The sequence below is a fragment of the Janthinobacterium aestuarii genome, from assembly GCF_046113285.1.
Classification (GTDB): Bacteria; Pseudomonadota; Gammaproteobacteria; order Burkholderiales; family Burkholderiaceae_D; genus Janthinobacterium.
The window spans coordinates 721,605-735,498 of sequence record NZ_CP142524.1 but is presented as its reverse complement, the minus strand read 5'-3'; the positions used below and the strand labels follow the sequence as shown (position 1 = coordinate 735,498).

At 62.3% G+C, this 13,894-nt stretch carries 9 protein-coding genes; 8 read left to right on the top strand and 1 reads right to left on the bottom strand.

The features are described from left to right. Positions 1–7 precede the first annotated feature (7 nt). From OX462_RS03310 to OX462_RS03280, 7 genes are all read left to right on the top strand, one after another. On the top strand, positions 8–3,331 hold the full coding sequence (locus OX462_RS03310) for a PAS domain-containing hybrid sensor histidine kinase/response regulator (protein WP_070224301.1): 3,324 nt from the start codon (positions 8–10) through the stop codon (positions 3,329–3,331). 73 nt (positions 3,332–3,404) lie between these two features. Further along, positions 3,405–3,863: a response regulator gene (locus OX462_RS03305; RefSeq protein ID WP_070224201.1), complete on the top strand. Its 459-nt coding sequence runs from the start codon at positions 3,405–3,407 to the stop codon at positions 3,861–3,863. A 314-nt stretch (positions 3,864–4,177) separates the two neighbouring features. Then, positions 4,178–4,504 carry a thioredoxin TrxA gene (gene trxA / locus OX462_RS03300; RefSeq protein ID WP_070224200.1) on the top strand — a complete coding sequence of 109 codons (327 nt, stop codon included), beginning with the start codon at positions 4,178–4,180 and terminating at the stop codon, positions 4,502–4,504. A 155-nt stretch (positions 4,505–4,659) separates the two neighbouring features. Continuing rightward, on the top strand, positions 4,660–5,922 hold the full coding sequence (gene rho / locus OX462_RS03295) for a transcription termination factor Rho (RefSeq protein ID WP_034746249.1): 1,263 nt from the start codon (positions 4,660–4,662) through the stop codon (positions 5,920–5,922). A gap of 305 nt (positions 5,923–6,227) precedes the next feature. Beyond that, the gene (locus tag OX462_RS03290) at positions 6,228–6,497 is read left to right on the top strand and encodes a type B 50S ribosomal protein L31 (protein ID WP_034746247.1); all 270 of its coding nucleotides are present in this window, start codon (positions 6,228–6,230) and stop codon (positions 6,495–6,497) included. A 152-nt stretch (positions 6,498–6,649) separates the two neighbouring features. Next, positions 6,650–8,374 (top strand): ArnT family glycosyltransferase, encoded by a 1,725-nt coding sequence (locus tag OX462_RS03285; protein WP_409027770.1) that lies wholly within the window; start codon positions 6,650–6,652, stop codon positions 8,372–8,374. A 199-nt stretch (positions 8,375–8,573) separates the two neighbouring features. Continuing rightward, positions 8,574–9,554, top strand: coding sequence for a choice-of-anchor A family protein (locus OX462_RS03280; protein ID WP_409027769.1), 981 nt, complete (start codon positions 8,574–8,576; stop codon positions 9,552–9,554). A gap of 74 nt (positions 9,555–9,628) precedes the next feature. Here the strand turns inward: OX462_RS03280 and OX462_RS03275 are convergent, their stop codons facing one another. Next, the gene (locus OX462_RS03275; RefSeq protein WP_409027768.1) at positions 9,629–11,308 is read right to left on the bottom strand and encodes an AMP-binding protein; all 1,680 of its coding nucleotides are present in this window, start codon (positions 11,306–11,308) and stop codon (positions 9,629–9,631) included. A gap of 132 nt (positions 11,309–11,440) precedes the next feature. Here OX462_RS03275 and OX462_RS03270 point away from each other — a divergent pair, with 132 nt between their 5' ends. After that, complete coding sequence (locus tag OX462_RS03270) at positions 11,441–13,804, top strand: DNA polymerase II (RefSeq protein WP_409027767.1); 2,364 nt, start codon at positions 11,441–11,443, stop codon at positions 13,802–13,804. Positions 13,805–13,894: the final 90 nt, after the last annotated feature.

Sequence of the window (13,894 nt, the reverse complement as noted above, 5' to 3'; positions counted from 1 at the left end):
GGCAGGCATGACGCTTTCCTTGCCGGTGCAGGCGGCGGTACACGGCATGGCGCCAACACTGCTATGGCCTTACGCTGCCGCCAGCGCCACCGCCCTGGCGGGAGTGGCTTGCTGGCAAGCCTGGCGGCTGCGGCAACAGTTGCGCCGCCTGCTGCTGCCCGCGCATGCCCTGGCCGAACAGGACGCCGGGCAAGCCTTGCGCGGCGCGGCCATGGCTGGCTGGACCTGGCGGCGACAGGCCGACCGGCTGCAGTTCGCGCCCCAGTACCAGGACGTGCTGGGCGACAAAAGCGCCAGGCTCGACCATGCACTGGACGAGTGGCTGGCCGAAGTGCACCGCGACGACCGCGCGCGCCTGAGCCTGGCCTTTCGCCAGCATCTGGATGGCCAGGCGCCCGGCACCTTCAATTGCGAATTCCGCTTGCGCCACAGCGACGGCCACTGGCGCTGGCTGCTGGCGCGCGGCGCCGTGCTGACACGCGCCTCGGATGGCGCCGCCACGCAGGCCAGCGGCATCGTCTGCGATATCAGCGAACGCAAACAGGATGAGCAATCGCGCATGCGCTCGATGCTGGAAGCGGCGCCCGAAGCCATGCTGGTGGCCGACGTCGAAGGCAAGGTGCACTACGCCAACCAGATCGGCGCGCGCTGCTTCGGCTATCCGCTGGCCGAATTGACGGGCATGTCGTTGGAGCAATTGGTACCGGAAAGCACGGCCAGCCACTCCGTGGGCGACCCGCAAGCGCGGCACAGCCTGCCGGGCCGGGTGATGATGGCGCGCCGCCGCGACGGCACGCACTTCCCGGCCAAGGTCAGCCTGTCGCCGCTGCGCATGGCCGGGCAAGTATTTTCCATCGTCTCGCTGCGCGACATGACGCAGCGGCAACGCGCCGAGGAAGCGCTGCACGCCAGTTCCGAACGCTACCGCCTGATCGTGCAGACGGCCGCCGAAGGCATCTGGATGACGGATGCGGATGGCAAGACCACCTTCGTCAACCCGAAGATGGCGCACATGCTCGGCTACACGGTGCAGGAAATGCTGGGCCGTCCCCTGCTCGACTTCATGGACCGCGACAGCCAGCTGCTGATGCAGCGCCGCCTGGCCAGCCACGGCAGTGCCGCCAGCCAGCCGGACCAGGTCGATTTCCGCTTCTTCCGCAAGGATCAGTCGAGCCTGTGGGGCTTGCTGTCGAGCACCAGCATCCAGTCGGACAACGGCGAGCCGGGCGGCACCCTGGCGATGATCACCGACATCACGGAGCGGCGCCAGGCGTCGATCGCGCTGTCGAACTCGAGCCAGCGCATGGCGTCCGTGTTCGGCGCCGTGACGAACGGGCTGGTGGTGCAGGACAGCCACGGCCACATACTGGAAAGCAATGCCGCTGCCGAGCGCATGCTGGCGGCCAGTCCAGCCGGCAACAGCCTGTGGCAAGCGATCCACGAAGACGGTTCCCCCTTCGACCAGCGCAGCCATCCCGTGCACATCACCCTGTCGACGGGTGTCGCCATGCGTGACGTGCTGATGGGTGTGCAACAGCCCGACGGCAGCCTGTCGTGGCTGTCCGTAAATACCGAGGCCATCCGCGATGAATACGGCAAGGTGGGCATGGTGGTGGCCAGCCTGACGGACATCACGTATCACAAGCGCAGCGAGAGCGCCTTGCGCGAACTCAATGAACATCTGGAAGAGCGCGTGGCGCAGCGCACGGAGCAGCTGGACCAGGCCAAGCAGGTGGCCGAAGAAGCGAGCCTGGCGAAGGGGCAATTCCTGGCCAACATGAGCCATGAAATCCGCACGCCGATGAATGGCGTGATCGGTATGGCCTATCTGGCCCTGAAAACGGACCTGGAACCGCGCCAGCGCGATTACCTGGAAAAAATCCGTTTTGCCGGCGAACATCTGCTGGGCATCATCGACGACATTCTCGACATTTCGAAAATCGAGGCGGGCAAGCTGGAAATCGAGCGCGTCAACTTCAGTTTCGACCACGTCGTGCAAACGCTGATGACGGTAGTGGCGCCGCGCGCCGCCGGCAAGAACCTGGAGTTGCTGTTTGAAATCGACCCGCAATTGCCGGCCGTGCTCGTGGGCGACCCGCTGCGCCTGGGACAAGTGCTGATCAACTACGCCAATAACGCCATCAAGTTCAGCGAACAGGGCAGCATCACCGTGAAGGTGCGCAAGGTGGTGGCGGACGCCAGGCACTGCCTGGTGCGCTTTGAAGTATGCGACCACGGCATCGGCCTGTCGCAGGATGAAATGAGCAAGCTGTTCCAGTCCTTCCAGCAGGCCGACACCTCCACCACGCGCGAATATGGCGGCACGGGCCTGGGCCTGGCCATCTGCAAGCAGCTGGCGCAGTTGATGGGCGGCGACGTGGGCGTCGACAGCCGTCCCGGCGCCGGCAGCACCTTCTGGTTCACGGCCAACCTGGGCATTTCCGACCAGGCGGCGCCCGCCATGCTCGACAGCATGGTGCAGACGGCGGCGGCCATGCGCGCCAGCGCCGACGCGGCCCTGGTGATGCGCACGCTCAAGCATGCGCGCATCCTGCTGGTGGAAGACAACACGTTTAATCAGCAGGTGGCACTGGAATTGCTGGAAGAAGCGGGCGCCTCCGTCTGCCTGGCCAACAATGGCGAGGAAGCGCTCGACCTGCTGCGCCAGACCCAGTTCGACTGCGTGCTGATGGACGTGCAGATGCCGCTGATGGATGGCTTGCAGGCGACGCGCCACATCCGCGCCGACCCGCAGCTGGCGCACCTGCGCGTGCTGGCCATGACGGCCACGGCCACCAGCGAAGACCGCGTGCGCTGCCTGGACGCGGGCATGGACGATTTCATTTCCAAGCCCATCCAGCCGGCCATGATGTACCAGACCATCGCCAGCTGGCTGCCGGCGCGCGACACGCCGCCGCCACCGGCGCGCAGCCGCGCCGCGCCCGCCTTCAAGACGACGCTGGCGGGCGACCCGCAGGTGATCGACCTGTCGATCCTGGCCAAGCTGCTCGGTTATAACCCGGAAAAGGTGCGCAAATTCGCCTTCAAGTTCCTGCAGACGACGCAGGACGGCTTTGGCGACATCGATGCGGCCCTGGCGCGCGGCGACGTGCACCAGGTGCGCGAACTGGGACACCGCATCAAGTCGTCGGCGCGCACCGTGGGGGCCCTGGGACTGGCCGAGCTGTGCCACAACCTGGAAACCCTGGCGCCAGGCGAAGCGGCCGACGAGGCAGAACGGGCCCGGCACATCGTCGCGCGCCTGTGGCCCCTGCTGGAACAGATTACCGAACAAATCATGAATAACACCAGCTTTGCCAATGACGATTAGCTACCGCCAAATTCCGTTAAGGCAAGGTATCGGCATCGACAGCGATGCAGCATATCAATAGGAAGACAGGACGATGACTACTGTATCAAACCAAGCAAGCCGTGAACACAGCGAAGCAGGCCTGGCGCCATTGCGCGTATTGCTGCTGGACGACGACGTGTTCATGCTCGACGTGCTCAGCGACATGCTCGAGCAAATGGGCCCGTTCGACATCCGCTGCGAGTCGCACAGCGAACAGGCGCTGGCCACTCTGAAGCAGCACCAGCCCGACCTGCTGATCTGCGACCTGTCCATGCCCGATATCGACGGCATCGAATTTTTGCGCATGGCGGCTGAAAACGGCTTCCGCGGCGGCGTAGTCCTGCTGTCGGGACTGCATTCGGCCGTGCGCCTGGCGGCCGAACGCCTGGCCATGGCCAACGGCCTGCATATATTAGGCACCTTCCGCAAGCCGATGGAAAGCGCGGAATTGCAGCTCATGGTGAACTTGCAACTGCAGCACACGGCGCGTCAGGCCGGCGCGCAAGCCTGAGCGCGGAGCCAGGCCGGGAGGCGGGACACGGCGCCGCAAGCCAGCAGGCATGCGGCTTTGCCGCCCTGGCGGCACGCGCTGGAGCGATATGCTGGCGATATGCCTCAAGTTTTTCTGCAATAATCGCCACGCTTTGAAAAAATGGGTTATTATTTCAGCCATCCCCGCCTGCATACCTCTGGTCGCACCTTCCAAGAACATTGAATTTGTGCCCATTGCCCCCATCTTCTCACTGCATTCCAGGAAGCATGGATGGCGAACCAGCGTATGGTGAATTCCAGGCATTATTGATCCCACCCTCATTTGAGGAAAATATGAGCGAAAATATCAAACACATTAGCGATGCATCTTTTGAAGCAGACGTCCTGAAATCCGAGTTGCCAGTACTGGTCGACTTCTGGGCGGAATGGTGCGGTCCCTGCAAGGCCATCGCCCCGATCCTGGAAGAAGTGGCCAAGGAATACGCCGGCCGCATCGTGATCGCCAAGATGGACGTGGACGCCAACCAGGCGGTACCTGCCAAGTTCGGCATCCGCGGCATCCCGACCCTGATCCTGTTCAAGGATGGTGCTGCAGCTGCTCAAAAAGTGGGCGCCATGGCCAAGGGCCAGTTGACCGCTTTCGTCGACAGCAACATTTAATGTATGATGGGCAGCGCTGCGCCCGCAGCGCCGCCTGACTGGATAGACCGGGAAGCGGCTTTGCCTCATTCGTGCACAGCCTTCCCCAATAATTAATCAACGCCACGCAGTCCCCTCCCCTACCTTTACATCCCGTCTCGGGACACTCAACACATATGCATTTATCCGAACTAAAGGCCCTACACGTATCCGCCCTGCTTGAGATGGCGATCGGTCTTGACATTGACAACGCAGCCCGCTTGCGCAAACAGGAGCTGATGTTCGCTATCCTGAAAAAACGCGCCAAGTCCGGCGAACAGATTTTTGGCGACGGCGCCCTGGAAGTGCTGCCTGACGGCTTCGGCTTCCTGCGCTCGCCTGACGCCAGCTACATGGCGTCCACCGACGATATTTACATCTCCCCTTCGCAAATCCGCCGCTTCAATCTGCACACCGGCGATTCGATCGAAGGCGAGGTACGGACCCCGAAAGATGGCGAACGCTATTTCGCACTGGTCAAAGTCGACAAGGTCAACGGCGAATCGCCGGAGATGTCGAAACACCGCATCCTGTTTGAAAACCTGACGCCGCTGCACCCGAACGAGCCGCTGCGCCTGGAACGTGAAATGAATGGCCAGGAAAACATCACCGGCCGCATCATCGACCTGATCGCCCCGATCGGCAAAGGCCAGCGCGGCTTGCTGGTGGCGTCGCCGAAATCCGGCAAATCCGTGATCCTGCAGCACATCGCCCATGCGATCACGGCCAACCACCCGGACATCACGCTGATCGTGCTGCTGATCGACGAACGTCCGGAAGAAGTGACCGAAATGCAACGCTCGGTACGCGGCGAAGTCGTCGCCTCGACCTTCGACGAGCCGGCCACGCGCCACGTGCAAGTGGCCGAGATGGTGCTGGAAAAAGCCAAGCGCCTGGTCGAAATGAAAAAAGACGTGGTCATCCTGCTCGACTCGATCACCCGCCTGGCGCGCGCCTACAACACCGTCATTCCTGCCTCGGGCAAGGTCCTGACCGGTGGTGTCGACGCGAACGCGCTGCAACGTCCAAAACGCTTCTTCGGCGCCGCGCGCAATATCGAAGAAGGCGGCTCGCTGACCATCATCGCCACGGCGCTGATCGAAACGGGTTCGCGCATGGATGACGTGATCTTTGAAGAATTCAAGGGTACCGGCAACATGGAAGTGCATCTGGAACGCCGTTTGGCCGAAAAACGCGTCTACCCGGCAATCAACCTGAACAAATCGGGTACCCGCCGCGAAGAACTGCTGATCAAGCCGAACGAGCTGCAAAAAATCTGGATCCTGCGTAAGTTGCTGTACTCGATGGACGAGATCGAGGCGATGGAGTTCATTCTCGACAAGATGAAGGCGACCAAAAACAACGCCGAATTCTTCGACATGATGCGCCGGGGCGGCTAAATTCCCCTGCCGTGTATCGTAGGTCGGATTAGGCCCGCAGGGCTGTAATCCGACAACATTGTTGGCGAAGACGGTGGTGGTGTCGGATTACGCGCTAGCGCGCTAATCCGACCTACGTTGCGCCCGGCGTAAGCACACGCGATCATGCAAAGCCGCTTTCGGGCGGCTTTTTTATTGCCTGCGCCCCGAAAGCGCTATATAATCGACGGTTGCATTATTTTAAACCTGGCAAGTGATCGGCAATCGGGTCAAGAAGCAGGACGACCGACGAAGTGCTGTTTGGCTACCAAACTAGAGAGAAGACCATGAAAGTCGATACCCATCCAGAATACCGCGAAGTTGTTTTCCACGATCTGTCGTGCGATTTCAAATTCGTTACCCGCTCGACCATCCAAACCCGCGAAAAAATCACCCACGACGGTAAAGAATACCCGCTGGTGAAGATCGAGGTTTCGGCTGAATCGCACCCATTCTTCACGGGCAAGCACAAAATCGTCGATACCGCCGGTCGCGTCGAGAAGTTCCGTCAGAAGTTCGGTTCGGTTGGCTCGAAAACCGCAGTCGCAGCAGGCTGATTTTTGCCGCTTTGCGGCAAAACAGGGCAGCTCCGGCTGCCAGAGAAAAGGCAGCCACGGCTGCCTTTTTTGTCTTTGGCCGCTTTACTTTATACTCGCGCATACCCGACGCCATTCGTCGCGTCTTGCCACCATTCTGATACCGATTATCGATGAAGCCAGTCCGCCTTCCCGCCGCTGCCACACTCGCGCTGCCACGATGGGCCTTGTTTGCGCTCGGCCTGCTGTACATCCTGCCTGGCCTGATCGGCCGCGAACCGTGGAAGAACGATGATGCCGCCAGTTTCGGCATCATGTGGACCATGGCGCATGGCGGCCTGAACGACTGGCTGTGGCCCAACATCGCCGGCCTGTCGCTGCTCGATGAAGGCCCGCTGGCCTTCTGGCTGGGCGCCATCTTCATCAAGCTGTTCGGCTGGATTGACGGCGACGTCTTTGGCGCGCGCATGTCGACCATCGGCATCTTCGTCGTCAGCACCCTGTCCGTCTGGTACACCGCCTTCAACCTGGGCCGGCGCAACGACGCCCAGCCGCTGCGCCTGGCCTTCGGCGGCCAACCCGAGCCGGACGATTTCGGCCGCACCCTGGCCGATGCCGCCGTGCTCATCTACCTGGGCTGCCTGGGCCTGCTGCAGCACAGCCACGACATCACGGCCGAAGCGCTGTACGTGTCCCTGATGGCCTATTTGCTGTACCGCGCCGTGCGCTACGTGGAAGGCCCGTCCGTGCGCAATGCGGCCCTGCTGGGCCTGGCGCTGGGCGGCCTGACCCTCGCGCGCGGCTGGATCACGCCGGCGGCGCTGAGCATCGCCTTGCTGCTGTGCACCGTCTTCCTGCGCCTGCCGCTGCTGCGCAGCGTGCGCCACCTGGCGCTGGCCATCCTGATTGGCATCGCGCTGACCCTGGTCTGGCTGCTGCCGGGCGAACTGCTGCAGCCATACGGCCATTCGCCGCTGCAAGCGTGGATGGAATGGAATTACCGCCAGTTCAGCGCCCCCAGCCTGAAGAGCCTGCAATACTTCTGGCGTGTCGGCATCTGGTTCTTCTGGCCCGCCTGGCCGTTCGCCGCCTGGGCCGTGTATGCCTGGCGCCGCCAGCACCACGTGCTGCACATCGTCGTGCCGCTGACCTTTGTCGCCATGCTGGCCATCCTGGGCCTGTGCCATCCCGATCCCGACCCGAGCCAGCTGCTGCCGCTGCTGCCGCCGCTGGCCGTGATGGCCGCGTTCGGCTTGCTGACCATGAAACGGGGCGCCATCAACGCCATCGACTGGTTCTCCGTGATGGTGCTGACCATCTGCGCCCTCGCGCTGTGGCTGTTCTGGTTCGCCATCCTGACCGGCTGGCCGCCGAAACTGTCGCATAACGCCCTGAAACTCATGCCAGGTTTCAAGCCCGCACTGGACTTGCTGGCCTTCTTCGTCGCCGCCTGCGCCAGCGCGGGCTGGGTGGCGCTGGTGCACTGGCGCATCTCGCGCCAGCCAGCCGTGCTGTGGCGCGCCGTGGTGCTGTCGTCCGGCGGCCTGATCCTGATCTGGGTGCTGATCATGACCCTGTTCCTGCCGCCGCTGAACTACAGCAAGAGCTACGCCAGCGTCGCGCACCAGATTTCCGTCCACCTGCCGCCGGGCACTACTTGCATCAACAGCAATGTCGGCGCCGCCCAGCGCGCCTCGTTCGCCTACTACGGCCACCTGCCGTTTGCCAATGTGGGCCAACAGCATTGCGACGTGTTCTTGTTGCAAGACAGCATTAAAGTTCCGGATAACAAGGAAAAGCTGCCGGAACACCACGGTGCGGACTGGATCAAGCTGTGGGAAGGACGCCGCCCCACGGATGACGTGGAACGCTTCCGCCTGTACCAGCGCGTCAGATAAACAGCAAAAAACCGGGCCAGCCCCGGTTTTTTTATGTCCGCCAGACAATTGCTGACTATAGGAAAAGTGTTGCCTTAAAATATAGTTAATTACCTAAATTGAACTAACATTGTTTTTTATATTATAATAGCCGGCTGCGCGATGGCGGTGTGTTGCTTTCCCGCCCGAATCGTCCCCTAATTTGACTATGAGATTGTCCATGAAATTATTTGCTACCCGTACCTTGCCGCTCATCAGCACCGCCCTGTTCGCCTTCGCCTTCAGCGCTTCGGCCCAAGCCACCGTGGTCGACCTCGGCGTCGCCAATGGCTATTCGGCCTTTATCTTTGGCAACATCGGCAGCAGCGGCGCCAGCGGTTTTACCAGCGTCGGCGGCAGCATTGCCGCTGGCGGCAATATCTATCTGGACAACTACAATGTCGGCACGAATAAAAAGCCAGGCAGCGCCGTCAATTCGGTCGTTGCTGGCGGCAACCTGAACACGGGCTGGGGCACGCTCAGCGGTTCGGCCGTGTACGGCGTCAGCAACCCCAACGCCACCCTGACGGCGCCACAATGGTTTCCAAAAGACAACATCAGCAAAGGCAATGCCTCCACCCTGGACTTCGCGGGCGCCAAGCAGCAACTGACGACCCTGTCGGGCGACGTGGCCAAGCTGCAATCGAACGGCACCGTGATCTCGCAGTACGGCAACATGACCCTGGTCGGCAATGTCAACGCCGACGTGAATATTTTCAACATCGATGCGTCGAACCTGCATAACCTGACGCTGGACCTGTCCTCGCTGAAAAGCACGGCCAGCATCATCATCAACGGCACGGCCACCAACATCACCATGAGCGGCGGCTTCGACAATTTCGCCAGTTTCGCCAACCGCACGCTGTTCAACTTCGCCAACGCCACCACCACTAACCTGCAGAACGTCGGCATCAACGGCAGCATCCTGGCGCCGCACAGCGCGTTCTCGGGTTCGGGCGACATGAACGGCACCCTGATCGCCAATTCGGTCAGCTCGATCAATCGTGGTCACGTCGCGATGAACGGTTCCGGCTTCAACACGGTCAACGTGTCGGCCGTACCTGAGCCAGGCACCTACGCCATGCTGCTGGCCGGCCTGGGCTTGCTGGCCTTCATGCGCCGCCGCACGCCAGCGCGCGCACCGCAAGCCGCGATGGCCTGAGCTTGACGCCGCATCAATAAAAAACACCGGGCCGCGCGAGCATCCCGGTGTTTTTTTATGGGCGGGCGAAAAACTTATTCCGTGCTCAAGCCCAGATCCGTCGCCACCTGCTTGCGCAATACATATTTCTGGATCTTGCCCGTCACCGTCATGGGGAATTCCTCGACGAAGCGCACATAGCGGGGAATCTTGTAATAGGCGATTTGCCCGTCGCAAAAGGCGCGGATATCCTCGCTGGTGGCCTGCGTGCCCGGGCGCAGGATGATGCAGGCGCACAGTTCTTCACCATACTTGGCGTCCGGCACGCCCACGCATTGCACGTCGAGCACGCTCGGGTGGCGGTACAGGAATTCTTCGACTTCGCGCGGGTAGATGTTTTCGCCGCCGCGTATCACCATGTCCTTCGAACGGCCGACGATGCTGCAAAAGCCGTTTGCGTCGATAACGGCCAGGTCGCCCGTGTGCATCCAGCGCGCCGCGTCAATGGCTTCGCTGGTTTTTTCAGGATCGCCCCAGTAGCCCTGCATCACGGAATAGCCGCGCGTGAGCAATTCGCCCTTTTCGCCGCGCGGCACGATGCGGCCTTCCGCATCGATGATTTTCACTTCCAGGTGCGGGTGAACCCGGCCGATGGACGAGACGCGCATCTCGCGCGGGTCTTCGATCGACGTCTGGAAGCTGACGGGCGACGTTTCCGTCATGCCATACGCAATCGTGATTTCCTCCATGTGCATCAATTCGATAACACGCGTCATGACTTCCATCGGACAAGGCGAACCGGCCATGATGCCGGTGCGCAAATTCGACAGGTCGTATTGCTTGAAATCAGGATGGTCGAGGATGGCGATGAACATGGTCGGCACGCCATGCAAGCCCGTGCAGCGCTCGGCCTGCACCGTTTCCAGCACGGCTTTCGGGTCGAAGCCTTCACCGGGAAACACCATGGCCGCGCCATGCGTGACGCAGGCCAGGTTGCCCAGCACCATGCCGAAGCAGTGGTACAGGGGCACGGGAATGCACAAGCGGTCCTGCTGCGTCAGGCGCATGGCTTCGCCGATGAAGAAACCGTTGTTCAGGATATTGTGGTGCGTCAAGGTGGCGCCCTTCGGCGCGCCCGTGGTGCCGGACGTGAACTGAATGTTGACGGCGTCGTCAAACTGCAAGGTGGCGCTCACTTCTTCCAGGTGCGCCAGGTCGGCGTCGGCAATGCCGTCCATCACCGCGTCGAAATTGTGCATGCCGGGGGTGGCGGCCGCGCCCAGGCGGATGACGTGGCGCAATTGCGGCAAGCGCGGCGACTGCAGGGCGCCGGCGCGCGAACGGGCGATTTCCGGCACCACGTCTTGCACGATGGCCAGGTAATCGCTGGACTTGAAGCTGGGCGACAGGATCAGCGCGCTGCACTGCACCTTGTCGAGCACGTATTCGAGTTCCGAGCGCCGGTAGGCGGGGTTGATGTTGACCATGATCAAGCCGGCTTTCGCCGTGGCAAACTGGGTCAGCACCCATTCGGCGCAATTCTGCGACCAGATGCCGACCCGGTCGCCCGGCTGCAAGCCCAGTTTCAGCAGGCCGGCGGCCAGGCGGTGCACGCGCTGCTGGAATTCCAGATACGTCCAGCGCACGTTCTGGTGCGCCACGATCAGGGCGTCGTGCTGGCCGTAGCGGGCGGCGATGCCGTCCAGGTAAGCGCCTATCGTTTCGCCGATCAACGGCGTCTCGTGGGCGCCATGTACATAACTCATTGCTTGCATGCTGTCTCCAGGGTAACGGCGCGACGCGCTCTTCTTATGGTCATCGACTACAAAAATTATAGCCGCAACCGCAACCGCCCTGCACCAGCTTGCTGTAATGTGCAGGCCAGCACACCCGACATTCACGGCACCATGACAGGCAACACGCAGCACCCGCCCGAACAGGGCTTCATCCTGACCCGCCACTGGCGCGACACGCCCGCCGGCACGGAGGTCGATTTCTGGCTGGCAACGGACGCCGGGCCCCGCCACGTGCGCCTGCCCGTGCAGACGGCCGTCGCCTTTATCCCCATGGAGCAGCAGGAGCAAGCGCAACAGCTGCTGCGCGGCGAGCGCCATGCCGAACTGCGGCCCCTGTCGCTGTGCGATTTTCACCACCGTCCCGTGCTGGGCCTGTACTGCAAGCAATACCGGCATTTGCTGAAGCTGGAAAAGCAGTTGCGCGCGCACGGCATCGACGTGTACGAAGCGGACATCCGCCCGCCCGAGCGCTACCTGATGGAGCGTTTCATTACGGCGCCGGTAACGTTCAGCGCGGAAACAGGGCAGGACGTGCAGCTGAAACCGGCGCCCGGCTACCGGCCAAGCTTGAAACTGGCCTCGCTCGATATCGAGACGACGGCCCATGGCGAGCTGTATTCGCTGGCCCTGGAAGGCTGCGGCCAGCGCCAGGTCTACATGCTGGGGCCGCAAAACGGCGGCGATGAGCTACTCGACTTCGACCTCGAATACTGCGACAGCCGCGCACAGATCCTCGAGCGCCTGAACACGTGGATGGAGCGGCACGATCCGGACGCGATCATCGGCTGGAACCTGGTGCAATTCGACTTGCGCGTGCTGCGCGAACACGCCGAGCGCTACCAGGTACCGTTGAAACTGGGACGCGGCGGCGCCGTGATGGAATGGCGCGAGCATGGCGGCAAGCAAGAGCATTACTTTGCCGCCGCCGCAGGACGCCTGATCATCGACGGCATCGAAGCCTTGCGCTCGGCGACATGGAACTTTTCCTCGTTCAGCCTGGAAAACGTGGCGCAGACCTTGCTGGGTGAAGGCAAGTCCATCGACAATCCCTATCAGCGCATGGCCGAGATCGACCGGCGTTTCCGCGAAGACAAGCCCGCGCTGGCCCGTTATAACCTCAAGGATTGCGAGCTGGTCACGCGCATCTTCGCCAAGACCGAGTTGCTGACCTTCCTGCTGGAGCGGGCCAGCGTGACGGGCCTGGCGGCCGACCGCAGCGGCGGCTCCGTGGCCGCCTTCGAACATTTGTATTTGCCGCTGATGCACCGGCAGGGTTATGTGGCGCCCAACCTGGGCGATATCTCGGGCGAAAACAGCCCCGGCGGCTTCGTCATGGATTCGCAGTCGGGCCTGTACGATTCCGTGCTGGTGCTCGACTATAAAAGCCTGTACCCGTCCATCATCCGCACTTTCCTGATCGACCCCGTGGGCCTGGTGGTGGGCACGGGCGGCGACGAGGCCGATACCGTGCCCGGCTACCGGGGCGCGCAGTTTTCACGCGTAAAACATTGCCTGCCCGCCATCGTGAAACAGGTGTGGCAAGGGCGCGAGACGGCCAAGCGCGAGCGCAACGCGCCGCTGTCGCAAGCGTTAAAGATCATCATGAACGCGTTCTACGGCGTGCTGGGCTCCAGCGGCTGCCGCTTTTTCGATCCGCGCCTGGCCTCGTCGATCACCCTGCGCGGCCACGACATCATGCACCGCACGCGCGAGCTGATCACCGAGCAGGGTTATCAGGTGATCTATGGCGACACGGATTCCACGTTTGTGTGGCTCAAAACAGCGCATACGGATGAAGAGGCGGGCAAGATCGGCCGCGCCCTGGTGGCGCATGTGAACGCCTGGTGGGACGCCCATCTGCGCGAGGAGTTCGGCCTCGAGAATGCGCTGGAACTGGAATTCGAGACGCATTACCGGCGTTTCCTGATGCCCACCATCCGCGGCTCGGAAGAAGGCAGCAAGAAGCGCTACGCGGGCCTCGTGGGCAAGCCCGACGGCAGCGAACAGATGGTCTACAAGGGCCTGGAAACGGTGCGCAGCGACTGGACGCCGCTGGCGCAGCAATTCCAGCAAGCCTTGTACCTGCGCATCTTCCAGCGCGCCGCCTACCAGGACTATGTGCGCGACTACGTGGCGCGCACCGTGCGCGGCGAATTCGACGCTTTATTGGTCTACCGCAAGCGATTGCGCCGCCCGCTCGACGATTACCAGCGCAACGTGCCGCCCCACGTGCGCGCGGCGCGCACGGCCGACGCCTACAACCTGGCGCAGGGCCGGCCGCTGCAATACCAGAACGGCGGCTGGATCAGCTATGTCATCACCGTGGCGGGACCGGAACCGCTGGAAACCCAGCGCTCGCCCATCGACTACCAGCATTACCTGACGCGCCAGCTGCAGCCGGTGGCCGACGCGATACTGCCCTTCCTCGGCGACGATTTTTCGCGCCTCGTGTCGGGGCAGCAGGATTTGTTTTAGATCAATTTTACTGACCTGCGCGGCCAAGCTGAGGTAATATCGGCGCCTGCCGGGCCAGTCCGCGGGCGCTGTGCGCCGGGGCAGCGTAAA